The sequence below is a fragment of the Stenotrophomonas sp. TWI1149 genome (assembly GCF_039673155.1).
Taxonomy (GTDB): domain Bacteria; phylum Pseudomonadota; class Gammaproteobacteria; order Xanthomonadales; family Xanthomonadaceae; genus Stenotrophomonas; species Stenotrophomonas maltophilia_AA.
The window spans coordinates 19138-44280 of the sequence record NZ_JBDJLB010000005.1; the positions used below are offsets into that span (position 1 = coordinate 19138).

Here is a 25143-nt window from a genome sequence, read left to right on the forward strand (position 1 = left end):
GCGGCACTCAGTGATCCTGAAGCTGCGCCAGGAAACGACGCGGGGCGCCGTCGAACCCGCCGTTGGACATGAACACCACATGGTCGCCCGGCGCGGCGATCGCGCCCAGTTGGGCCAGCAGCGCATCGGTGTCCGCCACCGCATGCGCCTCACCCCGCACGGCGGCGATCACGGCGGCGGCATCCCAGGCCAGCTCGGGGCGATGCAGGAACACCACTGCGTCGGCCCCGTCCAGCGACGGCGCCAGGGCCTGCGCGTGGGCGCCCAGCCGCATCGAATTGCTGCGCGGCTCCATCGCCACCACGATGCGGGCATTACCGACCCTGGCACGCAGGCCGTCCAGCGTGGTGCGGATCGCGGTCGGGTGGTGCGCGAAATCGTCGTAAAGGGTGATGTCGCGCGCCTGGCCGATCACTTCCAGCCGGCGCTTGACGCTGCGGAACGCGGCCAGCGCCGGGATCACCGTGGCCAGCTCGACGCCGACCGCATGCGCGGCGGCCAGGGCGGCCAGGCCGTTGAGGACATTGTGGCGGCCGAGCAGCGACCAGCGCACTTCACCGACCCGTGCGCCGCGATGGTGCACGACGAACACGCTGCCATCGGCCTCCACCAGTTCGGCGTGCCATTCCAGCGACGGATCGAATCCGAAGCGCTCCACCGGGGTCCAGCAGCCCATCGCCAGCACCTCGGCGAGATAGGCATCTTCGCCGTTGACGATCAGGCGCCCGCGCGCGGGCACGGTACGGATCAGGTGGTGGAACTGGCGCTGGATCGCGGCCACGTCGGGGAAGATGTCGGCGTGGTCGTATTCGAGATTGTTGAGGATCGCCACCAGCGGGCGGTAGTGCACGAACTTGCTGCGCTTGTCGAAGAACGCGGTGTCGTACTCGTCGGCCTCGACCACGAACTCGCGGCCGCTGCCCACGCGCGCGGACACGCCGAAATCCTCGGCCACGCCGCCGATCAGAAAGCCCGGTTCGCGCCCGGCGCTGTGCAGCAGCCAGGTCAGGATGGTGGTGGTGGTGGTCTTGCCGTGGGTGCCGGCCACGGCCAGCGTGTCGCGGCCCGGCAGCACCTGCTCGGACAGCCACTGGGCGCCGGAGATGTAGCGCTGACCAGCGTCCAGCACCGCTTCCACGGCGGGATTGCCACGCGACAGGGCATTGCCGATCACCACCTCGTCGCAGTCGGGCGCCACGCTGTCGGCGCGGTAGCCGGGATCCAGCGCGATGCCCAGGCGCTCGAGCTGGGTGGACATCGGCGGATAGATCGCCTGGTCGCTGCCGCGGACCGTATGGCCCTTCTCGCGTGCCAGCGCGGCGACGCCGCCCATGAAAGTGCCTGCAATGCCAAGAATATGGATCGTGCTCATGCGTACGATTGTCGCCGATCACCAGCGTCGATGGAGATCGCCGTCAGACAACTCCTAGTCGACTATCAGAAAAATCCAGCAGGGTGTCGGGGAATTCCCGATAGCGCCGTACTGTGAAGACGGACACAATTCGCGTGGCCAGCCGCAGTACCCCATTGGTCCTACTCCCCAAGAGGCCATCCCCAGGGGGGCTCATGCTGCGGGGCTCTGAGCAAGCCCGCTCGCTGGCACCTTCACACCACGCGCCTGGTCCCTTCGGGGGCCGGGCGCGTGTGTTTTACGGATCCTGCACACGCGGCGCGGGTGCGGTGCCGCCGCAGCGGCACCGACCGGCTCAGGCCTGGATCGCGGCGCGGATGCGCGCTTCCACATCGTTCAGTTCGCCCACGCCATCCACGCGTGCGAGCGTGCCGCGGCCGGCATAGAAATCCACCACCGGCGCGGTCTGGTCGTTGTAGACCTGCAGGCGCTGGCGCACGGATTCGGGGTTGTCATCGGCGCGGCCCTGTTCGGCGGCGCGGCCGGCGATGCGCTCGACCAGCAGTTCGGTCGGCACGTCCAGCTGCACGACGGCATCCAGCGGCTGGCCGATCTTGGCCAGCAGGGCGTCCAGCGCGTTGGCCTGGGCCACGTTGCGCGGGTAACCGTCGAGGATGAAGCCCTTGGCCACGTCGTCCTGGCCCAGGCGCGACTCGAGCATGCCCAGCAGGATGTCATCGGACACCAGGTTGCCGGCATCCATCACGGCCTTGGCCTGCTTGCCCAGCTCGGTGCCGGCGGCCACTTCGGCACGCAGCAGGTCGCCGGTGGAAATGTGCGCAATCGACAGGTGTTCCTTCAGGCGCGTCGCCTGTGTCCCCTTGCCCGAACCGGGCGGTCCCAACAGAACCAATCGCATCAACCTGACTCCAACTTGGTAAGAAAATGGAAGGGCGCGCGCCCCGGGATTGTCCACAATCACGCTGCACCGCAATACGCGCACTTTACCCCATACCGGTAATGTCTCTGCAATGTCCTTCCCCCAGACCAAGGTCGCACCATGCCCAACGGTACCCTGCTCTACGCCCAGTCAGGCGGCGTCACCGCCGTCATCAATGCCACCGCCTCGGCGGTCATCAGCACGGCCAGGGCCAAAGGAATCAAGGTCTTGGCCGCGCGCAACGGCATCCTCGGTGCGCTCCGCGAAGACCTGATCGACACCTCCCGGGAGACCGCCGCCGCCATCGCCGCCCTCGCCCACACCCCGGGCGGTGCGTTCGGCTCGTGCCGCTACAAGCTCAAGTCGCTGGAGGCCGACCGCGGCAAGTACGAGCGCCTGCTCGAGGTGCTGCGCGCCCATGACGTGCGCTGGTTCCTCTACAACGGCGGCAACGATTCGGCCGATACCGCCTGGAAGGTCTCCCAGCTGGCCAAGGCCTTCGACTACGACCTGACCTGCATCGGCGTGCCCAAGACGATCGACAACGATCTGGCCGTGACCGACACCTGCCCGGGCTTCGGCTCGGCGGCCAAATACACCGCCGTCTCCGTGCGCGAAGCCGCGCTGGACGTGGCCGCGATGGCCGAGACCTCGACCAAGGTGTTCGTCTACGAGGCCATGGGCCGCCACACCGGCTGGCTCGCCGCCGCCGCAGGCCTGGCCGGCCAGGGCGTCGACGACGCCCCGCACCTCATCCTGCTGCCCGAGCGCGCCTATGACGAGGCCGCGTTCCTGGCCAAGGTGAAACAGGTGGTCGAGCGCGTGGGCTACTGCGTGGTGGTGGCTTCCGAAGGCATCCAGACCGCCGATGGGCGCTTCGTCGCCGATGCGGGCGGCGGCACCGATTCGTTCGGGCATACCCAGCTGGGCGGCGTCGCTTCGCAGCTGGCGGCGCGGGTCAAGGATGCGCTGGGCTACAAGGTCCACTGGACCCTGCCCGACTACCTGCAGCGCTCGGCGCGGCACATCGCCTCGAAGACCGACTGGGAGCAGGCGCAGGCGGTTGGCAAGGCCGCGGTGCAGTTCGCGCTGAAAGGCCAGAACGCCGTGATGCCGGTGATCGTGCGCACCAGCGATACACCGTATCGCTGGAAGATCGAGGCCGCGCCGCTGCACAAGGTGGCCAATCACGAGAAGAAGATGCCGGCCGGCTTCATCCGGCGCGATGGCTTCGGCATCACCGAGAAGGCCCGCGCCTACCTCGCCCCGCTGATCAAGGGGGAAGCGCCGTTGCCGTACGGGCCCGATGGACTGCCGAAGTACGTGACGCTGAAGAACGTGGCGGTCAAGAAGAAGCTGCCTGCTTTCGAGGCATGAACGACCCCGGTGGTGCCGGCCGCTGGCCTGCACCTTCGGGCTGTCTGACAGTCGGGTAGTGCCGGCCGCTGGCCGGCATCGCGGTGTGCGGCAGCGTCCTGGGAGCCGGCCAGCGGCCGGTCTCATCGGGCATCTGACGGTCCGCGTGGAGCCGGCCAGCGGCCGGCACTACCGGGGTGTGGTCAAGTCAGTTGCAGGCCTTGCCTTCGACCTTCATCTGCGCGGCGAACATCGGCACCTGGGCGATCTTGCCGGCCGCCGCCTGCTTCTTGGCGTCTTCCAGGTAGATGCGCGACTGGCCCTGGCCATCCAGCTCGGGCTTGGTGGTGACCGGCATGCGCCACACACGGACGACGGCCTGCTGCGCCGGGCACGACGCATTCGGCACGCGGATCACATCGTTGAGTTTCCAGCCCTTGGCTTCGCTGGGCTGCGCCTTGTCGTAGTCGACGAAGCGGGCCCGCGGCTGGCACTGCTCGCTGGTGCGCACCACGGCGAATTTGTACGGCTGGGCCGCTTCGCCGGTGAACACGCCTTCCAACCGCGCGCAGGCTTCGGGAATCTGGCGCAGGGTGTGGGCCGCGCCCACCGCCTGCGGGGTGCCCGCGGCGCGCTGCAGTTCGGGGGTCTCGGCGGCGAAAGAGGACACGGCGGGCAACAGGGCCAGCCACAACAGATGACGGGGGGACATGGCAGGGCTCCAACGGCTGGGGATGGGCCGAGGCTGCCAGTGGGTGGCTGAACGGCGTGGCAAAGGCGGCCGGTCGTCCGGATCTGCTTGGCTGCCGGCCAGCGGCCGGCACTACCGATGCCAGCGGCCGGCCCTACCTCCGTCGTTGGCGATCCGGGCACGCGCATGCGGTTTGTAATCCTTGCTGGCATGCATCGAGGATTTGCCCGCATACTCGGATCACCAGGGATTGCTGAACACCGCCACACGCTTGAAGACCGGGCACGGTCTGAACGGGTTGGTTCATGGTTGCAGCCCGTTGTGCCCCCGCGTGGAGAAGTTCATCCGTTCACTGGATGTCATTCCATCACCCGGGAGGGGACATGCTGGAACGTTACGGGCTTTCTCTGGCGCTGTTCTGCGCCATTCTCGCGATTCTCTACGGCATCGTGTCGGCACGCTGGATCCTCCGGCAACCGGCTGGCAATGCCCGCATGCAGGAAATCGCCGCCGCCATCCAGGAAGGCGCGCGCGCCTATCTCAACCGTCAATACCTGACCATCGCCATCGCCGGTGCCGTGCTGTTCGTGCTGGTCGGCTTCTTCCTCAGCTGGTACACCGCGATCGGCTTCGCGATCGGGGCCGTGCTCTCCGGCGCGGCCGGCTACATCGGCATGAACGTGTCCGTGCGTGCCAACGTGCGCACGGCCGAAGCCGCCCGCAACGGCCTGAGCGCGGCCATGGACGTCGCCTTCCGCGGCGGTGCGATCACCGGCATGCTGGTGGTCGGCCTGGGCCTGCTGGGCGTGGCCGGGTATTACGCACTGCTGCTGAAGCTGGGCCTGGATGTCGCGCAGACGCTGCATGCGCTGGTCGGGCTGGCGTTCGGCTCATCGCTGATTTCCATCTTCGCGCGACTGGGCGGTGGCATCTTCACCAAGGGCGCCGACGTCGGCGCGGACCTGGTGGGCAAGGTCGAGGCCGGCATTCCCGAGGATGATCCGCGCAACCCGGCGGTGATCGCCGACAACGTGGGCGACAACGTCGGCGACTGCGCCGGCATGGCCGCCGACCTGTTCGAAACCTATGCGGTCACGGTGATCGCGACGATGCTGCTCGGCAACCTGATGATCGCCGAGGCCGGTGCCAACGCTGTGCTGTATCCGCTGGTGCTGGGCGGGGTGTCGATCATCGCCTCGATCATCGGCGCGCTGTTCGTCAAGGTGAAGCCCGGCGGCTCGATCATGGGCGCGCTGTACAAGGGCGTGATCGTGTCCGGCGTGCTGGCGGCGATCGCGTTCTACCCGATCACCACGCAGTTGATGCCGGACAACGCGCACGGTGCGCTGAACCTGTACTTCTGCGCCTTGATCGGGCTGGTGCTGACCGGGCTGATCGTGTGGATCACCGAGTACTACACCGGCACCCAGTACAAGCCGGTGCAGCACGTGGCGCAGGCCTCCACCACCGGCCACGGCACCAACATCATCGCCGGCCTCGGCGTCTCGATGAAGTCCACTGCCCTGCCGGTGATCGCGGTGTGCGTGGCGATCTGGCTGGCGCACTACTTCGGTGGCCTGTACGGCATCGCCATCGCCGCGACCGCGATGCTCTCGATGGCCGGCATGATCGTGGCGCTGGATGCCTACGGCCCGATCACCGACAACGCCGGCGGTATCGCCGAGATGGCCGAACTGCCGCCGGAAATCCGCGACATCACCGATCCGCTGGATGCGGTCGGCAACACCACCAAGGCGGTGACCAAGGGCTATGCGATCGGCTCGGCCGCCCTGGCCGCCCTGGTGCTGTTCGCCGATTACACGCACAACCTGCAGGCCGCCAATCCCGGCGAGGTCTTCGCCTTCGACCTGTCCAACCATGAGGTGATCATCGGCCTGCTGATCGGCGGCCTGATTCCCTATCTGTTCGGCGCGATGGCGATGGAAGCGGTGGGTCGCGCGGCGGGTGCGGTGGTGGAGGAAGTACGCCGCCAGTTCCGCGAGATTCCCGGGATCATGGATGGCACCGGCAAGCCGCAGTACGACCGTGCGGTGGACCTGCTGACCCGCTCGGCGATCCGCGAAATGATCATCCCGTCATTGCTGCCGGTCGCGGTACCGGTGGTGGTCGGCCTGCTGCTCGGGCCGCGTGCACTCGGCGGCCTGCTGATCGGCACCATCGTCACCGGCCTGTTCGTGGCGATCTCGATGACCACCGGCGGCGGCGCGTGGGACAACGCCAAGAAGTACATCGAGGATGGCCACTTCGGCGGCAAGGGCAGCGAGGCGCACAAGGCCGCGGTGACCGGCGATACCGTCGGCGATCCCTACAAGGACACCGCCGGCCCGGCGATCAATCCGCTGATCAAGATCATCAACATCGTGGCCCTGCTGCTGGTGCCGCTGCTCTGAGGAATGACGGACGCGCTGGCCTCATGCCAGCGCGTCCGTGCAGCGCGTGCGGTTCGCCACGCCTCAACGCCGCCGGAGGAAGAACGTCACCGGCACCATCACCTCCACCGGGTCGCCGGTGATCTCCGCGGGCGGCGGTGGCAACGGGCTGCCGCGGCGCACCGTGGCCAGGGTTTCCTCATCCAGCAGCGCATGGCCGCTGCTCTGTCCCAGCCGGATGTTGGAGGCGTTGCCCTGCCGGTCCACCGAGAAGCGCACATAGGCCACGCCCTGCTGGCGCAGCCGCTCGGCCTGGCGCGGATAGCGGCGGTACTGTTCCAGATGGCCCAGCAGCAGGCCCTGCCAGGTGACGGCCGCAGGGCCCTGGCGGCCGGCAACGGTCTGCGTGGCGGCGTAGCGCTCGGACGGGCGCGCCGACACATCCGGTGGTGCGAGCGTCTGCGCCACGTTGTTTTGGTCGGTCAGTTCTTCTTCGCGGGGTGTCTCGCGACGCAGGACGTCCTGCGCGTCCGGCGTGTCGTCCGGCGGGAGATCGACCTTGGGCACCGGCGTGGGCTCGGGTCGATGCTGCTCCTGCTGCAACGGCCCGGGCGGCATCTCCTTCGGTGGCGCGGTCGGCGCTTCCGGGACCGGCGCCAGCTCCACCATCACCGCTTCCACCGGCATATCACTGACCAGCACTGGCGCACGCTGCTGCCACCACACCGCGCCGCCGATCAGCAGCGCATGCGTGGCCAGCACCAGCGCCAGGCTGCCCGCCCAACGCAGCGATGCGGGAGTGTCGCGGCTCATTCGCTGCGCTGCTCCACGCCAACCAGTGCGATCCGGCGATACCCGGCGGCGCGCAGCGCGTTCATGGTCTGCATCAGCTCGCCATAAGGCACCGTCTGGTCGGCGCGCAGGTAGATGCGCTGCTCGTGATCACCGGCGGTCAGCCGCTCCAGCGTGGCGTTCAGCCCGTCCGTGCCGACCGGCACGTCATTGATGCTCAGCGACAGATCGGCCTGCACCGAGAGGAACACCGGTTCCCCATCGCGCGGCTGCGGCTTTGCAGTGCTGGCCGGCAGGTCCACCGGCGTATCCACCGTGGCCAGCGGCGCGGCGACCATGAAGATGATCAGCAGCACCAGCATCACATCGATGAAGGGGGTGACGTTGATCTCGTGGCTTTCTTCCAGCGCGTCGTCGTCGTGGCGGGCGGTCTTGATGGCCATGGCCGCTCCTCAGCGCGCGTCGCGCACGGCAGGGGCGTTGCCGCGCCGGTCCAGATCGCGCGAGACCAGTTGCTGCACCCCGGCGGACAGATCGCCCAGCAGGCCGCGGAGGCCGCCCAGCACGCGGGTGAAGTGGTTGTAGATCACCACGGCGGGAATCGCCGCGACCAGGCCCAGGGCGGTCGCGAGCAGCGCCTCGGCGATGCCCGGGGCGACCACGGCCAGGTTGGTGGTGTTGGCGTGGGCGATGCCGATGAAACTGTTCATGATCCCCCACACCGTGCCGAACAGGCCGACGAACGGCGCGATCGCGCCGATGCTGGCGAGCAGGCCGACCCCGGTGCGCAGCTGCCGCGCATGCGCCAGTTCGATGCGTTCCAGCCGCGAGGCGACGCGCTCCTTGATGCCGACCGGATCGTGCGCGTCTTCCGACAGGCGCAGCTCGGTGCGGGCCGCGTCGATCAGCGTGTGAGCCACGCCCTCGTCGAGCAGCGCATGCGTCCGGGGCGCCGGCAGGTGCGCCGACTGCAGCAGCAGCGCGCAGGCCTGGCGCAGCCGCGTGCGCTGCCGGCCCAGCTCCCAGGTCTTGGCGACCAGCACCGTCCAGGTGGCGATCGAGGCGAGTGCCAGCCCGATCATCACGGCCTGCACCACGCCATCGGCGGCCTGGTACATGCCCCACGGGGTCAGGTCATGCGGCAATGCCGCCACGGCGGCAGGAACATCGATCGGGAGGGTCATCAGCAGGGTCGTCTGTCAGGGGCGTCGCGGCGCGGGGCGGCGCCGGAGGCAAGAGGAGGCAATAGGGAGGCGGAGAAGTATCGGGGTGATGCGGTGCGGATCCGCGCAGGCGGGGCACCGCGTTCAGCGCTCCGACGGGGGAACCGGCACGCCGGGCGGCCGCGGTGCGGGCCGCGACAGCACATACGCCGCGCTGGCCGCGAAGAACACCCCGACGCCAAGCAGCAGCGGCCAGGACGGATGCGCGCCCCAGCAGAACATGACGAAGCCGAACGCCATGCCGGCCCCGGCGAAGGCCTTGCCCTTGCGGCTGATCGCGCCCTGCTCGCGCCACAGGCGCAGCGGGGGCCCGTAACGGGGATGCTCGAGCAGCCGGCGTTCGAACTTCGGCGAGCTGCGCGCGAAACAGCCGACAGCCAGGATCAGGAAGATCGTGGTCGGCATCACCGGCAGCAGGGCGCCGATGACGCCCAGCGCCACCATGATCCAGCCCAGGCCGAACCAGAGCCAGCGCATCACGGGCGGCCGTGGGGGTCCGGCACCGCGGGCGTGGCGCGGGCGGCGATCATGCGAATTCTTCCTCGACATGACCGTGCACGCTGCGGAAGGCGGCATCGGCCGCATCGATCACCTGCTGCTCCTGCGCGGCGGTCAGCGCCACACCATCCAGTGCGGTGGTGAACTCGCGCCAGTGGCGGGCCGCGCCATCCGGATGCGCGGCCAGATGGCGCGCGCCAAAGTCGCTGTCCAGACCGAGCCTGGCCGCCATCTTGTACAGCACGGTGCCACCGAGGTTGGAGCCTTCGGCGACGTACAGCCAGCCCAGCGCGGCCGGCAGCGGCAGATCGCCATCCAGGCGCGTCGACGCCGGCAGCGGCAGGGTCTGTTCCAGGTCGGCCAGATCGCGGGCGATCAGCGGCAGACGGCGGCGCTCGTCCAGATCGGGCAGCAGCGCGTCCAGCGCGGGGTTGCCGTAGAGCGCATCGATATCGCGGTGGAAGCGGTACTGCACGCGCAGGAATTTTGCGAACAGGTCGCGGCTGGCGAAGATGTCGCCGGCCATGATGCGCTTGTCCAGCGCGCCATGGCTGTCGCGGGTGGCGGCCTTGAGGCGTTGGCTGCGGGTGGCTTCGGGAGTATCGATGACGATCATGGCAGTGCTTGCAGGGGAAGTGGGCGCGGTTCTCTGTTGAAGACGTCTGGCACGGGTGCAACCCCAAGCCCGTGTCGCGTGGACCCGTGTTGCGTCCGTCACATGCCACCGTCACGGCGTTGCCCCGATAATACGGACCACGCCCTGCCACTGGAATGACACGATGATCACGACCGAACCGCGCATGACCAACCTGTTCCTGCAGCTCGGGCTGGACGCCAGCGAGGCGGCGATCGCGGCCTTCATCCGCGACCACCAGCTCTCCAACGACATCCGCCTGATCGAAGCGCCGTACTGGAACGACGGTCAGCGCCAGTTCCTGACCGAGCAGCTGCGCTCGGATGCGGAGTGGGCGATCGTGGTCGATGAGCTCAGCGAAGCCCTGCACGCCGATGCGACCCAGCAGGCCAACGCCGGCTGATCGGTCGCGCGATGCTGACAGCGGCCGGGCACGGTGTGTGCCGGTCGGATGCACGCAGGGGCCGGCAATGCCGGCCCCTGTCGTGTCCGGGCATCAGTAGCGGTAGGTCAGCGCCAGCCGCACGGTCCGGCCCGGTGCGGGCATCACGCCCAGCGCCAGCGGATCGAGATAGTAGCGATCGGTCAGGTTGTCCACGTTGAGGTCCACCGCGAACTGCTCGCTGGCCTGCCAGCTGGCGAACAGGTCGACGATGGTCGCCGGGCGGTACAGCTGCTGGATCGCCGAGAGGCCGACGTTCCATTCCTTGTCCAGCCTGCTGATCGGGCCAGCGTTGTGGATCACCCGGGTGCCAAAGCTCAGGCGCTGGTCGAACAGCCGCGAACCCAGGGTCAGGTTGACGTTGTAGCGCGGCGGGTTCTGGGTGTTGCTGTACGACCCTTCGAAGCCACCATCGACACAGTCCGGCGTGTTCTTCAGTTCCTCGATCTTCCGCTGGATACCGTAGGCGCGGCGCTCGGCGGCGATGTCCGGCGCACAGGTCTTGGCCTCGATGTAGTAATGCGCGGACAGATCGGCGAACACCGTGCCGCTGTCATAGCTGGACTGGAACTCCACGCCGGACACCTTGAAGCGATCCACGTTGCGGATCAGGCCGGCCGACAGGGTGCGGTAGTCGCGGGTGATCAGATCATCGATGCGCGTATTGAAGTAGGCCAGCTTGAACCCGGCCTGGTCGCCCTCGGTGAACAGGCCGTGCCGCACCGTGCTCGCGCCGATTTCCCAGGTCCCTGCCCGCTCCGGCTTGAGCTCACCGGTCGGCTTGGCCGCGGTGAACAGGCCCAGCGTGGTTTCGAACAGGCTGGGCAGCTTCACGCCTTCGGCGTACTTCACATACACCATCGTGTCTTCGTCGAAGCGGTAGGCAACACTCGCGCTGGGCATGAAGGCACTGTCGCGGCGACGGACCGGCTGCGACCAGGTCCAGCTGACCGGCACGCGCAGATCTTCGGCGTCATCCGCATCGTAGAAGTTCCAGCCGGTGATGTCGCCGACCGTGCCCTTCTCGTATGGCGAGGCCAGCAGCGAGGCCTCGGTGAACTGGCCATTGGCATCCGGATACCAGTTCAGCATGGCGATGCGCTTGGCCCGCCATGCCGGCAGGTTCGGATTGCCATCCAGCAGCTGGGTGTAGCGGTACTGACCGATCACGCCGTAGCTATCCGGCGTGGCCAGGCGGTTGCGGTCATGCACGTTGACGCGGTTGTAGCGCCCGCCGAGCATCACTTCCCAATGCTCGTCCGGTTGCCATTTGACCGAGGCCACCGCGCTGTATTCCCTGCGCTCGGCATTGCGCAGGAAGCGGTTGTTGACCAGGTCGTCGTGCATCACCGGCGAGTGCGGGCCGGGTCCGACGTCCTCGTCGCTGAAGGACAGGCCGTAGTCCAGCGTGAACAGGCCGGCACCGGATTCCAGGTGCGTGGTGTTGCCCACGTCGAAGCCGAGCCGGGTCTGGGTCAGCTCGTTGCGGTACGCATCCTTGTAGCCCGGATCGGTGTTGAACGACGGACCGTCGTACCACTCGGTGCGGCGATCGAAGTACCACGGCGTGATCCCGGTCAGGCCGTTGTACATCAGGCTGTCGGCGTCGGTGTACCAGAGGTTGGCCTTCAGATCGATCAGCTCGTTGTCCGGGTTGAAGCGGTAGCGCAGGTTGTAGGCATCCATGTCGACATGGCCCGGATCCCACTGCGGCACGCGGTCGCGGTCCACGCGGATGATCTGCGAGGCCATGATCTCGCCGGCGGTGCCTTCATAGCGGCGATAACCGGCTTCCAGCGTCTGGTTGTTGTCGATGCGCCAGGTGCCCTTCAGCAGGAACGACTCCGAGCGCGAGGAGGTGTTGAACACCTCGGTGTCCGGCGGATTCAACGGCGCCAGGGTGCGCCGGGTCTGCGGGAAATCGTCGTAGCCGTGCTTGCCCGAGAAATAGTTGCCGTTCTCGCGCCATGCATAGGCCGCGACCAGGTCGAAGCGATCCCAGTGCCTGGCGGTGGCGGTGTTGAAGAACTGGCTGCCCAGCGCACTGCGGTCGGTACGCGGCGCGGCATCATAGGCGGGCACGTTGTTGGCGCTGGCATTGGCCATGCCGGTGCGCACGCGCAGCCCGGCATCGCGCCCCTCGCGGAGCACGTCCTCGATCTTCAGCGTCTCCATCTCGACCACGCCGCCGATGCCGCCGGAGGCGTTGACGCCCAGGCTCGGGCCCTTGGTGATGGTGACGTTGGAGATCAGGTCCGGATCGAGATACGTGCGCTGCGACTGGCCCGCGTAACCGCGGTAGGTGTCCATGGTCGACTGCCCGCCATCGATGATCACCGGGATGCGGCTCTGGCCCTGGATGCCGCGGATGTTCACGTCCAGCGCGTTGGCGGTACGCGGGTCACCCGCGGTGACGCCGGCCACGCCCTTGACGATGTCCGCAGTGGAGGTGCCGCGGAAGCGCTCGATGGTGGCGCGCGCGATGTAGGCGCTGGAGCCAGCGGTGCGGTACACATCCAGCGCGCGTTCGGCATCGCTGCCGCCGTCGATGCGGTCACCGGCCACGCTCAGCGCGTCGGTGACGATCAGGCCATCGTCACTGGCCGCCACCGCCGCGCGCTCCAGGGTCACCGCGTCGGGGCCCACCGGGCGCATGCTCAGCCCACTGCCCTGCAGCAGGCGCAGCAACGCCGCCGGCGCGTCCATCTGCCCGGTCACCGGGCTGGAGATCACCCCCTGGGCCAGCGCGGCCGGATAGGCGACCTGCACCCCGGACTGGCGCATGTAGGTGCGCAGCGCATCGGACAGCGGCTGGGCGGGAATGTCGAAACGCAGGGTCGCCGCAGCGGACGTCGGACCGGACTGGGCCAGTGCCGGCAGTGCGGGCGCGGCCGCCAGGCCGGCAGTGAGCAGGGCGATGCAGAGACGTGACGGGCGCGGACGATGGCCCGCGCGGGTGGAAATGCGCATGGAAAAACCTGTCAGAGGATCAGTGCCGCAGAGGCGGGTCACCCGCACGCAGGTGCGGATGCAGCGGACGTACGTGGCGGCGGCGGGTACGTTATGCCGATAAGACGAACGAACGGGGCGCAGCCCCAAGACCAATGCGCGTGCGTGACCTGCCTGGCGCGCGGATGCCATGACGGCACCGCGTGCGGTATTACTCCGTCGTAGTCGTGGTCGTGGTCGTGGCCGGTGCGACGATCGCCACGCCCATCGGCAGCCGGGTGACGGTCAGTCCAGCGCTCACCGCCAGCGCGTCCAGGGCCTGCTCTGGCCGGTCGATGCGGAAGGCCGCATTGACCGACGGCAGGGTCGACAGATCCCCGCGCACGAACGTAGCGCCGGGCCGATAGCGCGCGATGCGCCGGACCGCATCCTCGACTCCGGCCGCCTCGATCAGCAGTTCACCCTCACGCCAGGCCGCGATCCGGTCCAGCGCCACGTCCTCCTGCCGCGTCACCCGCTCGCCCGCGGCGAAACGCGCGCGCTGGCCGGCATCCAGGTAGGTCCAGCCAGTGCGGTCGGCCGCCGCGACGCGAACCCGTCCCTGCTCGACGATCGTCTCCACGTGATCGTCTTCGCGCGCAACCGCGAACGCCGTGGAGATGTCTTCGATCACGCCGCCCTGCGCATCCACCTGGAACGGACGCGCCGGATCAGGCGTCACCTGGAACCAGGCCTGCCCGCGCAGCAGCGCGATGCGGCGCACCTGGCCGTCGTAGCGGACCGCGATCGCGCTGTCGGCATCGAGCACGGCGCGGCTGCCATCGGGCAGCGCCACGGACTGGATGCCCGTCCCGCTTCGGTGATCCGCCTGCAGCCGCAGCCACGCCTCCGGTGCCACCCAGGTCAGTGCGAGCAGCGCCGCGGTGGCCACCGCCGCGACGGGCCAGCGCGCACGACGCCGCGACCGTGTCCCGGCCGGGGCCGATGCCGGGCGCGGCCCGAGGCTGCGCCACAGCTGGCGCTCGTATTCGAAGGTGCGGCGGTTGTCCGGCTCGGCCAGCCACTGCTCGAATGCCTGCATCTGGGTCGGCTCGACCGCCCCGGAGGCCAGCCATGCAATCCAGGCACGGGCCTGGACGGCAGCAGGATCGGACGGCGGCAAGGGTCGGGACATCGGAGGTGGTTCTTGCGGGCTCATGGCTGGCGGGGGTCGCGCGGTCGCGCGCGGACGACGAAGATGCCGGAAGGGACGGCATTATGATCAAGACGGATGGGAAACGGGCTTCCCCAAGCCCGCGTGCATGACGCTCAGCGCCCGCTGCGTGCCCAGGCCAGCCGCTGCAGCGCGCTGCGCACGTGGTTTTCGACGGTTGTCACCGACACGCCCTGGCGTCTGGCGACCTCCACCTGGGTCATGCCCTGCAACCGGTTGAGACGGAAGATGGTACGGGTGGGCTCGGGAAGATGCTCGGCCGCCTCCAGCACGCGCTGCAGTTCGTCCTGCGCCATCGCCTGCTCTTCGGTCGAGAGCACTTCGTCCGGCCCCCACAGATAATGGTCGGCCAGCAGCCGCGAGCGCCGGGTGCGTTCACGGCCATGATCGGTCGCCAGGTTCGCCGCCAACCGATACAGGTAGGCCCGGGGATTGCTGATCGACTGGCCGCCGTCCACGCTGCGGGCCTTGAACCAGATCGACTGGATCACATCCTCTGCGCCGCCGTCACTGCCCAGGATGCGCTGGACCAGTCGCAGCAGCGCCGGGCGCTCGCGGATCAACAGCTCGGTAAGGGTGGAGGCGTTGGAGGACATGAGGCCGATGCACGAAGCGGGACCGCCGGAGGGCGGCCATCCGTAAGGCGCGGCATGTTACTCCCCAAATGAGAATGAGTCACGTTTGAGCGCGTGGCGCTACAGGCACTCGGTCAGCCCGTCATAGATGCTGTCCGAGGTTCCCGGCAACGCGACATGCAGTGCGTCGCCCGCCTCCAGGGTCTGCAGCAACACCGGGAGCAGCGTGTCGTCCTGCAGCGGTGCCCGGCAGGCCCAGGTCCTTGCGTCGACCGCGATGCGGCCGGTGGCGGTGTCCACGCGTGCGGTGCTGCCGGTAAACGTCCACAGGCATTCCCCCACCCGCCCCGTGGCGGCCTCCACCGAACAGCGGAAACGCAACGCCTGCAGGTTGTGGTATTCGCCTTCGCAGAAGGTGTCGCCACAGATGGCATCGAAGCCGCGCACCAGCTGCGCTTCCACTGCACGGAAGCGTTCCCAGCCTTCGGACTGGGTCGGGTACACCCGGGCATCGACGTAGGGCCCGGCAGCGTGGCCGGTGGCGACGGCAGTACAGCAGGCAAGCACCAGCAGCACGCGCGGAATGAAGTTCTTCATCGGCAGTCTTCCTGTACGGAGTGAGAGGGACGCCCAACCGGTCAGTTGAGGCAGTCGATCAGGGCGTCGTGCATGGATCGGCCCGACCCGGGCAGCGGTCTGCGCAACGGGTCGCCCAGCGCCAGGACCGCATGCAGCGTCTCCACCGGCGTGTTGGCCCCCAATGGCGTGGCGCAGGCCCAGGTCCGGCTGTCGGGGACCACCTGGCCGGTGCCGCCGTCCACCTCGAGGTTGCCGGCGCCGATCACCAGGCTGCAGGCGTGGACCGTGCCGCTGGCCGCATGGACCGAGCAGCGGAACTGCAGCGCGATGTGGTTGCTGTACGCGCCCTCGCAGTAGGTGTCGCCACAGATATCGTGGAAGGCGCGGATCAGGTGGTCTTCGAGGGCGTAGAAGCGATCCCAGTTGGCCTCCTGGTGCGGGAAGTCGACCAGGTCGACATAGGGCTCCTGCCGACCGGAGGCGCCACTGGCGCCGGTTGTCAGCAGCAGTCCCAGGGCCAGCGATACGGTCGCCAGCGGGTTCATCAGCATCATCACCAGGCTCCAGACGGGTTGGCTGCCATGATCGGCGGCCGCGCCGGTCGGAGACATCGGCGCCAACCGCACCGCTGGGTGGGGATTTCCGGCAGCCGTAACGGCTCTCCCGCCTGCGGCAGGGTCGGTGAAACACCCTTTGCGCCCCCGGCCGCTGCACGGCGGCCGGCAAAGGCATAAAATGGCGGACTTTGCGCCCTACCCCCTCTCAGCTGGAGCACACCCATGGGTCTGGAACTCGTTTCGCCGGGCAAGAACCCGCCGGAAGAAATCAACGTCATCATCGAGATCCCGAAGGATTCCGAGCCGGTGAAGTACGAAGTGGACAAGGAAACCGGCGCGATCTTCGTCGACCGCATCCTCTCCACCCCGATGCGCTACCCGTGCAACTACGGCTACGTGCCGAGCACCCTGTGTGGCGACGGCGATCCGGCCGACGTGCTGGTGGTGCTGCCGCTGCCGCTGGTCCCGGGCTCGGTGGTGCGTTGCCGTCCGGTCGGCGTGCTCAAGATGAGCGATGAAGCCGGCAGCGACGAGAAGATCCTGGCCGTGCCGATCTCCAAGGTGTTCAGTGGCTACGCCCACGTCGAGGACATCGAGCAGGTGTCCAGCCACTGGCTGGAGCGCATCGGCCACTTCTTCGAGCACTACAAGGACCTGGAAAAGGGCAAGTGGGTCAAGCTCGACGGCTGGGGCGGCGCCGCCGAAGCCAAGAAGATCCTGGTCGAAGCGCACCAGCGCTACCTCGGCAACATCGCCTGAGAGTGACCCCGTCGCTCCGGCACAGCGCTGCCGGAGCGATGCGCATCACGTTTTTTCAATGCGGCACATCACTATTCGTGCCGGATTGGGTACATTGCGTCTCTTCACACCGTCCACGGTGCGTTTCACCGTGGTCAGCCAGGGGACCGTGTCGTGCGCATTCTGCTTGTTGGGGACGAAGCCAGCCTGTCGGCTGAGCTGTTGGAATTCATTGCCGATCTTGGGGAAGAGTGGCAACCACTGACCGCTGCCGATGGCCAGAGCGCCATGGGCATCGTCGCCGGTTCGCCGGTGGATGCGGTGATCGTGTGCCCGCAGTTGCCCGATCTCAACGCCACCACGCTGCTCGGCCAGATCCGCACGCTGCGGCCTGAGACCATCCGCATCGCACTGGTGGATGCCGAGCACGGCAACCGCCCGCCGCCGGCACGCCTGATCGGCGTGGCCCATCGCTTCCTCCCGATGCCGCTGGCCCCGGAAGTGCTGCTCGAGGCCCTGACCAGCCTGGAAGAGCTGCGCGAGCTGCTCGACAGCGCGCGCCTGCGCAGCGCCATCGGCCGGATCGAGAAGCTGCCCTCCCCGCCGCATCTGTACCTGACCCTCACCCAGGCGCTGGAACACGACGACGACACCAACACCGCCGACGTGGCCAAGCTGGTCGCGGCCGACCCGGCCATCGCGGCCAAGGTGCTGCAGCTCTCCAACTCTGCCTTCTTCAACAATGGCCGGATCATCTCCGACCTGCGCACGGCGGTGACCCGCCTGGGGCTGTCGACGCTGCGCGACCTGGTACTGGCCAGCGAAGTGTTTTCCGCCCAGCCGCTGTCCGGGGCCGAGCGCAACTCACTGCAGCAGCGCGCGCTGCTGGCTTCGCGCCTGGCCGCCAAGCTGCTGCCCGACTCCAGCGCGGAACTCGGCGCCACCGCCGCCCTGCTGGCGGACATCGGCCTGCTGCTGCCGGGCGTGCGCAACGAGCGCACGCCGGACGACACGGCCGACGATCGCCCGGGCCACGCCGAGGCGGGTGCCTATCTGCTGGGACTGTGGGGCCTGCCGATGCCGATCATCGAGGCCGTCGCCTTCCACCTGCAGCCGCAGCGCTCGAACACCCGCAGTTTCTGGGTGACCGGCGCGGTGCACGTGGCACTGGCGCTGATCAATGGCGATCCGGTCGACGAGGAGTACCTGCAGCGCGCTGGCGTTCTGAACAAGCTGCCGCAGTGGCGCGATCACGCCAATGGACTGATGGGGTTGGTGGCCAGCGACGCCTGAGTGTGGGGTAAAGCGTTCAAAGGATGGCGCGCCCTGTGGCGCGCCATCGTCGTTTCAGCGCTGCGGACAGGCGTCCAGCACGCAGTCGCGCCACAGTGCCTCGCAATACGCCGGCAGATGCTGGCCCGACGCGATGCACTCCAGGCGCAGCTGTTCACAGTAGCGACCGCCCTGGCACACGATGAGGCCGGCCGATGCGCTGCCGGAAAGGGCGATGGTGCCGAGGAACACGGCGGCGAGCTTCTGAGCGAGCGTCATTTTCATATCGATCTCTCAATCGTCCACGATTGGACCAATTGACGGTATCAACTGCATTTCCGCTCGAAACGTGAGGCGGATCACCCTTCGCTGAAACTCAGATTTTCCTTACCCCACAATGCAAAGAGGGCGGACCTTGCGGTCCGCCCTCCTTTTTTTTGCACCAATGCTTCGATGGATCAGAAGCGCTGGGTGTACTTCATGTACAGGAAGCGACCGATGTCGAAGCCGCCGTAGTAGGCGAAGCTCGAGTTCGGCTGCGTGAACATGATCGGGCCCTGCTTGTCGAACAGGTTGTTCGCACCCAGCGCGATCGTGGCATCCCACGGCGCGTTGTAGCTGACCTGCAGGTCGTGGAACGTGTTCGAACCCGTCTTGCGCACCGGCATTGCATCGCCGTTGACGTAACGGTCCGGCAGGGTGCACGGACGTGCAGCGACGCAGTCTTCCTTCATGCCCGAGTAGTAACGGGCCATGTAGGAGACGCCGAAGTCGCCACGCGACCAGGTGATGCCGACGTTGGAACGGACGCGGAACAGGCCGGCGTCGCCAACCTTGCCTTCCATGACCGTGTTGCCTTCACCGTTCTGGGTTTCTTCGTCGTACTTGGACAGGTAGCTGGTCTGCCAATCGATGGCGAACTGACCGATCGACAGTTCCGGCAGGCGGTACTTGATGCCCAGGTCGTAGCCTTCGGTTTCCATGCGGCCCAGGTTGGCCAGGCCGTAGTTCATCGAGTTGATGTGACCATCGGCTGCACGGGTATGGCTGGCGCAACGCGATGCGTCACCGGCCACGTAGCACTCGCGCAGGATACGGTCGACGCTGTCAGCGATGATCATGTCGCTGATTTCGTACTTGTACCAATCCAGCGAGATGTCCAGGCCCTGCACCCAACGCGGGCTCCAGACCATGCCGAAGGTGGTGCTCTTCGAGGTTTCCGGCTTCAGGTTTTCGTTGGAGCCGGAGATGAACTGGTCCGGCGTCGCGCACGGGGTCGCGGTGCACGGGGTCAGGCCCTGGCCCACCTGGGTGTAACCCACCGGCACGCCAGCAGCAGAGCACGAAGCGTTGCCGTTGACGCTGCCCGGCGCGGTGATGCCGCACGGATCGGTGTACGACTCGAAGCTGCTGTTCAGGCCGCCGTACAGATCGTTGATCGACGGAGCACGGAAGCCCTGGGCGTAGGTACCACGCACCAGCAGTTCATCCAGCGGACGCCAGGTGAAGCCGAACTTGGAGTTGATGGTGTCGCCGAAGTTGCTGTAGTCCGAGTAACGGCTTGCAGCGTTCAACGTCAGTTCCTTGGCGAACGGCATATCCGACAGGATCGGCACGTTCAGTTCCAGATAGACCTCGTCCAGCTCGTACTTGCCCTGGGTGGTCTGAGCGCCCAGGCCGGTCGACTGACCCGACTGCGCGAACGCGTCCGGCGAGAAACGGCCTTCTTCTTCACGGTGCTCCACGCCCATCGCGATACCCACTTCGCCGGCCGGCAGCTCGAACAGCGAGCCGGACAGGTTGGCGGTGTAGCTGGTGGTCTTGGTGTAGCCGGTGTCGGTGAAGTACGGGAACAGGAAGGCCTGCGTGGCCGGATCGGCCAGCGAGCCCTGACCGGCCACGCCGTACGGCAGCAGCGGGTTCCACGGGCGGCAGCCGGAGACTGCATCACCCGGCGAGCCGCACTGCGCAACACCATTGCCGTCGATGTAGGAAGCACCCAGCGCCTGGCGAGCCGCGATCAGGCTCATGTCGCCATGGCCGGTCTTGGTCGATTCGTTGCGGTTCCACAGCGCGCCAACGTCCCAATCCCAGGTCTTGCCGCCGAACTCGAAGAAGCCGCTGACGGTCGGCGCAAAGCGCAGGGTCTTCAGCTGGCTTTCGGTGGTACGCGGCATTTCCCACAGGCGACGACGGAAGTCCAGGTCGGTGCCGGTCGGGTTGAACGCACTGTCAGCCGACAGCTGGGTGCCGAAGGCCTGCGACTGGTACGGGTAGCCGGCGATCTGCTGGTCCGTGGTGCGCTCGTTGTAGAGCACGTCCGCGTTGAAGGTGATCGAATCGGTCAGGTCGTAGTTGCCGTTGACGTACACGGACTTACGCTCGATACCGGTCTGAACCATCATCTGCTGGTTGGCATTGACGCGATCAGCAGAGGTTTCGGCGCGGTAGTCGGCACGATTGGTCGGGTCGCCACCTTCGCGCAGGGTGAACCAGCGCTGGTCGGCCGAACCGACGTAGCCCGGCTGGCCTTCTTCCAGGTCCGGCGTCAGGCAGGGCTCGCAGAACGCGCCGTTCTGGTTGATCGGGCTGTTGCCCGAGCCCGGGTAGTTCGGACCGGCATTGCCGTCACGGCTGAAGAAGCGATCGTTCGCCCAGACCGGATCGGCCTTGTAGTACTCGGCGGCCATGGTGATGCCACCACGCTCGCCTTCCGAACCCAGGGTGAAGGAGTACTGCTTGGTCGAACCGTCGCCCTTGCCGTACTGGCCGAAGTAGACGCTGGCTTCGCCGCCTTCCACGCGCTTGCGGGTGATCACGTTGACCACGCCGGCGATGGCGTCGGAGCCGTAGATCGACGAGGCGCCGTCCTTCAGGATCTCGATGCGCTCGATGGCGGCCATCGGGATCTGGCTCAGGTCCTGCAGACCCGAGGTGGATGCGCCCAGGCGCTTGCCATTCATCAGCACCAGCGTACGCTGCGCGCCGAGGTTGCGGATGTCGACGTAGTAGCCGCCCACGTCCTCGCCCGAGGCCAGCGATTCCGAACGCGAGATGGCCGGGGAACCGGCCGACGTCATGTTCTGCAGCACGTCGGCGACGGAGGTGTAACCCTGCTTTTCCAGGGCTTCACGGGTCATCGTCAGGATCGGCTGCTGGGTCTCCATGTTGGCGCCGCGGATGCGCGAGCCGGTGACCGAAATACGGTCCAGGTCAGTGGTGCCGGCAGCAGCTTCCTGCGCCGAGGCAAAGCTCGGCACGAGCGCGAGCGCAATGCCGGCGGGCAGAAGGCCCAGCCGCACTGCAGGAGTACGAAAATTCATTTATCTCTCCGAGGTACGTTAGTAGCGTGTTAAACCGCCTCGGAAAGTTACGATTGCGTTGCAGCTAATTATTTGCGTGATGCAACCAAAGACTTTGCCGACTCTGGCGACAGGTTCGCACCTGCCTCACGGTAGCGTGACGCGGACAACCCGAAACGGGCCCGAAACGCCCGTGCGAAGCTGCAACAGTTGTCAAACCCGCTGGCTGCGGCCACCTCGCCCACCATCATGTCGGTATCACGCAGGAGATCGGCTGCACGCTCCAGGCGCAGGCGCGCCGAGAGCGACTGCGGGCTCTCCGCGTACAGGCTCTGGAAGGTCTTGGACAGGTACCAGCTGGAGAAGTTGGTGAGCTCGGCCAGTTCACCGATGCGCACCACGCGGTGGCTGTTGCCCTCCAGATAGAGGCGCGCACGCTGCATGCGCCCGAACACCTGGCGCTTGCGGCTGCGCGAACGGCCCGGGCAACGCTGCACGCCGGTGGCCATGCCCTGCTGCAGCGCCGCCAGGTGCAGCAACGCCGGGCGCAGGCCCTGCATCGGCCGGTCGCTGGTCAGTGCGTCACGCCACAGGCGCATCGCCACGCGCATTTCGCCACGCGTCATCGTGCCGCGGCCCGCGTAGAGATTGCAGTCGGCCAGTTCGCCCAGCGCGCGCAGCGCATCCGGCGACAGGCTCAACCCGATGCACAGGCCATCACGCCCGGCCTGCACCATCGGTTTGGAGTCCTTCTCGAAGGCGATCCACTCACGTTGGCGCAGACGGAACTTGCCCTCCTTGGATTCCACCCATGCGCTGCCACGCACCTGCATCCAGACCGTGAACGTCGTGCCGGCGGTCTGCAGGCTGCCCAGCCGGGCAACGCCCAGGCAGTTCGGCAACGCGCCATCGTCGACGGCCTTGTCCAGGGAAAGAGATTGACCGCGATCGGCCAGGGAGAGCTGACGCATGACTGCACCGTGAGTTTGCCTTTGCTGGCGTGCAGTTTTGCCAAATCAGGCCACTCCCCTCAGGACGTCTTGGCGAGATTGATCCGAATTCGCCACGACAACCTCACGAAGAACTTACGAAGGATCTTTTCCCTTCATAAACAGCAGGTTGGAGAAGGCCGGGAAGAACGACGAGGTCGCTTCAGGCAGGCTCATGACCCCGATATCGGACCCATCGGCCACGGCAAGGGCCACATAGACCGCACTGCCGTCCGGACTTGCGCTGAATCCATTGCCGGTGCCCAGCCGATCCGCGTCCAGACAATGCGCGCCATCGCCGGAGGTCGCGCTGAGGCGGGCGAACACGGTGGCGCAGTCGGCGCGGTTGGAGAGGTAATCGATCTGCCCGGTGCCGGAGACCGTCCACGCGCGGTACCGCCACCGCGAGGGCTGGTCGCTGCGCACCTGGCGGATGCTCTGCGGCGTCAGCGCGGCATCGGCGGACCACAGGCCACTGGCCGACAGGCGGGTGAACAGCACGCGTTCGCCCGCCACGTCATAGCGCGCCTGGGAGACGCCCTCGATACTGCCGAGCAGGCGCCAGGGCGTGGCGGTGCGATCGAACAGCGACAGACGCATGCGTTCGTCGCGATCGCGCTCGACCACCAGCAGCTGTTCCGGCCGCTGCCCGTACAGGGCCTGCAGCGGCTGCGCCACCGGCACCGCCAGGCGCACGGTCTGCTCGTCGCGCGGGGAAACCTCGAAGATGGCCGGATTGGCGTGTTCATCACGCCCCAGCACCAGCAGATGGCGGGCATCGCGCGACCAGTCCGGAATCTGGCGGGTTTCCGGGCGCAGGCCTTCGATCGGCCGCAGCGATTCAGGCCGCTGCAGGTCCGCCCACCACAGCGCATAGCTGCCGGAGCGGTTGGAGCTGAAGACCAGCTGCCGGCCGTCCGGCGCGATCATCGGCTGTGCATCGCGCCCGCCCGAGGCGAACAGGCGTTCGGGCGCGCCCGGGCCGTCGGCGTTGATCGGCACTTTGAACAGCCCGAACTGCGCACGGCGGTGCATGAAGGCCAGCATGTTGTTGCTGCGCGACAACGCCGGCGCCTGCGCATCGTCGAGCCCCAGGTCGCGCAGCGTGCGCGTGCGCGTGTCCAGTTCATACAGGCGCGCTTCGCTGTCCACGCGGCGGCCGAACACGATGTGGCGGCTGTCGCTGCGCCAGGCCCAGCCGCGGATTTCGGCGGAATCATTGGTGAGCTGTTCCGGCGTTCCGCCCTCTGCCGGGATCCGCCACAGATCGCCGACCTGCGGATTGCGCACGAACACGATCCAGCGCCCGTCGGGCGAATAGCGCGGCGCGTATTCGAAGCTGTCCGCATCGATCGTGTAGTCGAGCGCGGTCCAGCTGCCGCTGGCGATGTTCAGCGTACGGATGCCGCGATGCGCGTACTTGCCCGATAGTGAGCCGAACAGCAGGCCGCGACCGTCCGGGGTCCAGTCGAAGCTGAGCAGCTCCGTGCCATCGCAGCGGGTGACATGACGCAGGGCACCGCCGGTGGCGCTGGCGATGATGACCTCGCAGCTGCCGTCCGGACCGAACCGCGCGAAGGCGATGTCGCGCCCGTTGGGCGACCAGTTCGGGAACCGGTCTGAATATGTGGCCGGCGTGTCCATCAGGACGCGTGCCGGCGCGTTCCCGGAGGTCTGCACCTTGATGACACTGCCCTGGCGTGCCGGCGTATCGGCCTCGTAGGCGACCTGCGAACCATCCGGGGACAGCGTGGGATACGTCTCGAAGCCCGAGGTGGCGGTGATCAGCCGGTACGGCCGCTGCGGGCTGCCGATCACCCGGGTGCCGTCCTCGATCGCGGCGTCCACGGCCGTCGTGGGCCGCTCGCGCTGTACCAGCAGGGCCGCCATGACCAGCAGCGCGATCAACATCGCCACGCCGATGGCGAGCAGGATGTAGCGCCGGGTGCGGCGCCACTGCCGACGCAGCGGGCCGTCAATGCGACGGCGCGACGGCGCGGTAGCCGGAGGCAGCAGCGTGGCGTCATCCAGCGCATCGGGGTCGACGCCGTCCACCGCCGCCAGGCCCCGCACTTCCTCGACCGCACTCACGGGGACGAGCAGGCGATAGCCGGTCTTGGCGATGGTTTCGATATAGGCCGTACCGGCCTCTTCGTCGGTGGCAAAGGCCTTGCGCAACTGGGTGACGGCCTGGGTCAGCACGTCGTTGGTGGGCAGCGTATCCGGCCAGACCTCGGCGAACAGTTCGTCGCGGGTCACCACGGCGCCCGGTGAGCGCATCAATGCCTTCAATACGCCGAGCGCCTTGGGCGTCAACCGGCGCGGGCGACGCACGCCCACCACCATCACTTCCCGCGAGGAAAGAATGACGGTGCAATCGCCGATTCGGACTACATCGGCTGACGTTCGCTCACTGTCGTTGATGATCATTCCGGTGACACGAGTGAATGCAGGACTACGGGAACGCAGCATTCATCACAATCGACAACGACCGAACGAACCGCCAGATTCCGCACAAGGCATCAGCGCAAAGCGCAAAAACACTGAAGCGCGCGAATACTAGCCTATGTGGGTTAACCGCACCTGTGCGTGCGGCCAACACCAGGCTCTCTCTCGCCGACGAATCCACATAAATTGATTCAGCATTCGCGC

Annotated in this window: 22 protein-coding genes; 5 read left to right on the forward strand and 17 right to left on the reverse strand. The window is 67.4% G+C overall.

The features are described 5' to 3' along the window. Positions 1–7: 7 nt before the first annotated feature. Positions 8–1372 (reverse strand): UDP-N-acetylmuramate:L-alanyl-gamma-D-glutamyl-meso-diaminopimelate ligase, encoded by a 1365-nt coding sequence (gene mpl / locus ABE424_RS07110; RefSeq protein WP_346491651.1) that lies wholly within the window; start codon positions 1370–1372, stop codon positions 8–10. Between the two features lie 334 nt (positions 1373–1706). Next, on the reverse strand, positions 1707–2270 hold the full coding sequence (locus ABE424_RS07115; RefSeq protein ID WP_176988293.1) for an adenylate kinase: 564 nt from the start codon (positions 2268–2270) through the stop codon (positions 1707–1709). Between the two features lie 141 nt (positions 2271–2411). On the opposite strand from ABE424_RS07115, the gene ABE424_RS07120 reads away from it, so the two are divergent. Next, entirely contained in the window at positions 2412–3668 is a 1257-nt protein-coding gene (locus tag ABE424_RS07120; protein WP_346491650.1) for a 6-phosphofructokinase, read from the forward strand. Positions 3669–3855: 187 nt separating this feature from the next. Here the strand turns inward: ABE424_RS07120 and ABE424_RS07125 are convergent, their stop codons facing one another. Continuing rightward, positions 3856–4359, reverse strand: coding sequence for a hypothetical protein (locus tag ABE424_RS07125; RefSeq protein ID WP_346478921.1), 504 nt, complete (start codon positions 4357–4359; stop codon positions 3856–3858). A gap of 362 nt (positions 4360–4721) precedes the next feature. On the opposite strand from ABE424_RS07125, the gene ABE424_RS07130 reads away from it, so the two are divergent. After that, positions 4722–6749, forward strand: coding sequence for a sodium-translocating pyrophosphatase (locus tag ABE424_RS07130; RefSeq protein WP_346478920.1), 2028 nt, complete (start codon positions 4722–4724; stop codon positions 6747–6749). A gap of 63 nt (positions 6750–6812) precedes the next feature. Here ABE424_RS07130 and ABE424_RS07135 read toward each other — a convergent pair whose 3' ends face one another. The 5 genes from ABE424_RS07135 to ABE424_RS07155 form a co-directional block, all read right to left on the reverse strand. Then, positions 6813–7541: an energy transducer TonB gene (locus tag ABE424_RS07135; protein WP_346491649.1), complete on the reverse strand. Its 729-nt coding sequence runs from the start codon at positions 7539–7541 to the stop codon at positions 6813–6815. Then, on the reverse strand, positions 7538–7963 hold the full coding sequence (gene exbD, locus ABE424_RS07140) for a TonB system transport protein ExbD (RefSeq protein WP_346491648.1): 426 nt from the start codon (positions 7961–7963) through the stop codon (positions 7538–7540). Before exbD ends, ABE424_RS07135 begins: the two co-directional genes overlap by 4 nt. A gap of 9 nt (positions 7964–7972) precedes the next feature. Next, the gene (exbB, locus tag ABE424_RS07145; protein WP_346491647.1) at positions 7973–8704 is read right to left on the reverse strand and encodes a tonB-system energizer ExbB; all 732 of its coding nucleotides are present in this window, start codon (positions 8702–8704) and stop codon (positions 7973–7975) included. A 123-nt stretch (positions 8705–8827) separates the two neighbouring features. After that, entirely contained in the window at positions 8828–9220 is a 393-nt protein-coding gene (locus ABE424_RS07150; protein ID WP_319208444.1) for a YbaN family protein, read from the reverse strand. Between the two features lie 49 nt (positions 9221–9269). Further along, complete coding sequence (locus ABE424_RS07155) at positions 9270–9857, reverse strand: biliverdin-producing heme oxygenase (protein WP_346491646.1); 588 nt, start codon at positions 9855–9857, stop codon at positions 9270–9272. A gap of 163 nt (positions 9858–10020) precedes the next feature. Between ABE424_RS07155 and ABE424_RS07160 the strand changes: the two genes are divergently transcribed. Next, positions 10021–10278 (forward strand): DUF2789 domain-containing protein, encoded by a 258-nt coding sequence (locus tag ABE424_RS07160; RefSeq protein ID WP_176988283.1) that lies wholly within the window; start codon positions 10021–10023, stop codon positions 10276–10278. A 93-nt stretch (positions 10279–10371) separates the two neighbouring features. Here the strand turns inward: ABE424_RS07160 and ABE424_RS07165 are convergent, their stop codons facing one another. The 5 genes from ABE424_RS07165 to ABE424_RS07185 form a co-directional block, all read right to left on the reverse strand. Next, positions 10372–13287, reverse strand: coding sequence for a TonB-dependent receptor (locus tag ABE424_RS07165; protein WP_346491645.1), 2916 nt, complete (start codon positions 13285–13287; stop codon positions 10372–10374). A 190-nt stretch (positions 13288–13477) separates the two neighbouring features. Beyond that, entirely contained in the window at positions 13478–14440 is a 963-nt protein-coding gene (locus ABE424_RS07170) for a FecR domain-containing protein (protein ID WP_346478914.1), read from the reverse strand. Positions 14441–14574: 134 nt separating this feature from the next. Beyond that, positions 14575–15075 carry an RNA polymerase sigma factor gene (locus ABE424_RS07175; RefSeq protein WP_346491644.1) on the reverse strand — a complete coding sequence of 167 codons (501 nt, stop codon included), beginning with the start codon at positions 15073–15075 and terminating at the stop codon, positions 14575–14577. Between the two features lie 99 nt (positions 15076–15174). After that, entirely contained in the window at positions 15175–15651 is a 477-nt protein-coding gene (locus tag ABE424_RS07180; protein WP_346491643.1) for a hypothetical protein, read from the reverse strand. A 41-nt stretch (positions 15652–15692) separates the two neighbouring features. Then, positions 15693–16244, reverse strand: coding sequence for a hypothetical protein (locus ABE424_RS07185; protein WP_346491642.1), 552 nt, complete (start codon positions 16242–16244; stop codon positions 15693–15695). Positions 16245–16412: 168 nt separating this feature from the next. Here ABE424_RS07185 and ppa point away from each other — a divergent pair, with 168 nt between their 5' ends. Both ppa and ABE424_RS07195 read left to right on the forward strand, forming a co-directional pair. After that, positions 16413–16949: an inorganic diphosphatase gene (ppa, locus tag ABE424_RS07190; protein WP_019183821.1), complete on the forward strand. Its 537-nt coding sequence runs from the start codon at positions 16413–16415 to the stop codon at positions 16947–16949. Between the two features lie 153 nt (positions 16950–17102). Further along, positions 17103–18221: an HDOD domain-containing protein gene (locus ABE424_RS07195; RefSeq protein ID WP_346491641.1), complete on the forward strand. Its 1119-nt coding sequence runs from the start codon at positions 17103–17105 to the stop codon at positions 18219–18221. A 54-nt stretch (positions 18222–18275) separates the two neighbouring features. Here the strand turns inward: ABE424_RS07195 and ABE424_RS07200 are convergent, their stop codons facing one another. The 4 genes from ABE424_RS07200 to ABE424_RS07215 form a co-directional block, all read right to left on the reverse strand. Then, positions 18276–18479 carry a hypothetical protein gene (locus ABE424_RS07200; RefSeq protein WP_346478906.1) on the reverse strand — a complete coding sequence of 68 codons (204 nt, stop codon included), beginning with the start codon at positions 18477–18479 and terminating at the stop codon, positions 18276–18278. A gap of 179 nt (positions 18480–18658) precedes the next feature. Continuing rightward, positions 18659–21523, reverse strand: coding sequence for a TonB-dependent receptor (locus ABE424_RS07205; RefSeq protein WP_346478905.1), 2865 nt, complete (start codon positions 21521–21523; stop codon positions 18659–18661). Positions 21524–21591: 68 nt separating this feature from the next. After that, positions 21592–22473: a helix-turn-helix transcriptional regulator gene (locus tag ABE424_RS07210; protein ID WP_346491640.1), complete on the reverse strand. Its 882-nt coding sequence runs from the start codon at positions 22471–22473 to the stop codon at positions 21592–21594. Positions 22474–22587: 114 nt separating this feature from the next. Then, positions 22588–24921 (reverse strand): winged helix-turn-helix domain-containing protein, encoded by a 2334-nt coding sequence (locus ABE424_RS07215; protein ID WP_346491639.1) that lies wholly within the window; start codon positions 24919–24921, stop codon positions 22588–22590. Positions 24922–25143 lie beyond the last annotated feature (222 nt).

Excerpts from the sequence above, each read along its gene's own strand:
- ABE424_RS07205 (WP_346478905.1), bottom strand. The coding sequence starts at position 21,523 with ATGAATTTTCGTACTCCTGCAGTGCGGCTGGGCCTTCTGCCCGCCGGC.
- ABE424_RS07135 (WP_346491649.1), bottom strand. The coding sequence starts at position 7,541 with ATGAGCCGCGACACTCCCGCATCGCTGCGTTGGGCGGGCAGCCTGGCG.
- ABE424_RS07170 (WP_346478914.1), bottom strand. The coding sequence starts at position 14,440 with ATGTCCCGACCCTTGCCGCCGTCCGATCCTGCTGCCGTCCAGGCCCGT.
- exbD (WP_346491648.1), bottom strand. The coding sequence starts at position 7,963 with ATGGCCATCAAGACCGCCCGCCACGACGACGACGCGCTGGAAGAAAGC.
- ABE424_RS07150 (WP_319208444.1), bottom strand. The coding sequence starts at position 9,220 with ATGCGCTGGCTCTGGTTCGGCCTGGGCTGGATCATGGTGGCGCTGGGC.
- ABE424_RS07180 (WP_346491643.1), bottom strand. The coding sequence starts at position 15,651 with ATGAAGAACTTCATTCCGCGCGTGCTGCTGGTGCTTGCCTGCTGTACT.
- ABE424_RS07120 (WP_346491650.1), top strand. The coding sequence starts at position 2,412 with ATGCCCAACGGTACCCTGCTCTACGCCCAGTCAGGCGGCGTCACCGCC.
- ABE424_RS07115 (WP_176988293.1), bottom strand. The coding sequence starts at position 2,270 with ATGCGATTGGTTCTGTTGGGACCGCCCGGTTCGGGCAAGGGGACACAG.
- exbB (WP_346491647.1), bottom strand. The coding sequence starts at position 8,704 with ATGACCCTCCCGATCGATGTTCCTGCCGCCGTGGCGGCATTGCCGCAT.
- ABE424_RS07200 (WP_346478906.1), bottom strand. The coding sequence starts at position 18,479 with ATGACGCTCGCTCAGAAGCTCGCCGCCGTGTTCCTCGGCACCATCGCC.
- ppa (WP_019183821.1), top strand. The coding sequence starts at position 16,413 with ATGGGTCTGGAACTCGTTTCGCCGGGCAAGAACCCGCCGGAAGAAATC.
- ABE424_RS07210 (WP_346491640.1), bottom strand. The coding sequence starts at position 22,473 with ATGCGTCAGCTCTCCCTGGCCGATCGCGGTCAATCTCTTTCCCTGGAC.
- ABE424_RS07165 (WP_346491645.1), bottom strand. The coding sequence starts at position 13,287 with ATGCGCATTTCCACCCGCGCGGGCCATCGTCCGCGCCCGTCACGTCTC.
- ABE424_RS07215 (WP_346491639.1), bottom strand. The coding sequence starts at position 24,921 with ATGATCATCAACGACAGTGAGCGAACGTCAGCCGATGTAGTCCGAATC.
- ABE424_RS07125 (WP_346478921.1), bottom strand. The coding sequence starts at position 4,359 with ATGTCCCCCCGTCATCTGTTGTGGCTGGCCCTGTTGCCCGCCGTGTCC.
- ABE424_RS07155 (WP_346491646.1), bottom strand. The coding sequence starts at position 9,857 with ATGATCGTCATCGATACTCCCGAAGCCACCCGCAGCCAACGCCTCAAG.
- ABE424_RS07160 (WP_176988283.1), top strand. The coding sequence starts at position 10,021 with ATGATCACGACCGAACCGCGCATGACCAACCTGTTCCTGCAGCTCGGG.
- ABE424_RS07185 (WP_346491642.1), bottom strand. The coding sequence starts at position 16,244 with ATGTCTCCGACCGGCGCGGCCGCCGATCATGGCAGCCAACCCGTCTGG.
- mpl (WP_346491651.1), bottom strand. The coding sequence starts at position 1,372 with ATGAGCACGATCCATATTCTTGGCATTGCAGGCACTTTCATGGGCGGC.
- ABE424_RS07130 (WP_346478920.1), top strand. The coding sequence starts at position 4,722 with ATGCTGGAACGTTACGGGCTTTCTCTGGCGCTGTTCTGCGCCATTCTC.
- ABE424_RS07175 (WP_346491644.1), bottom strand. The coding sequence starts at position 15,075 with ATGTCCTCCAACGCCTCCACCCTTACCGAGCTGTTGATCCGCGAGCGC.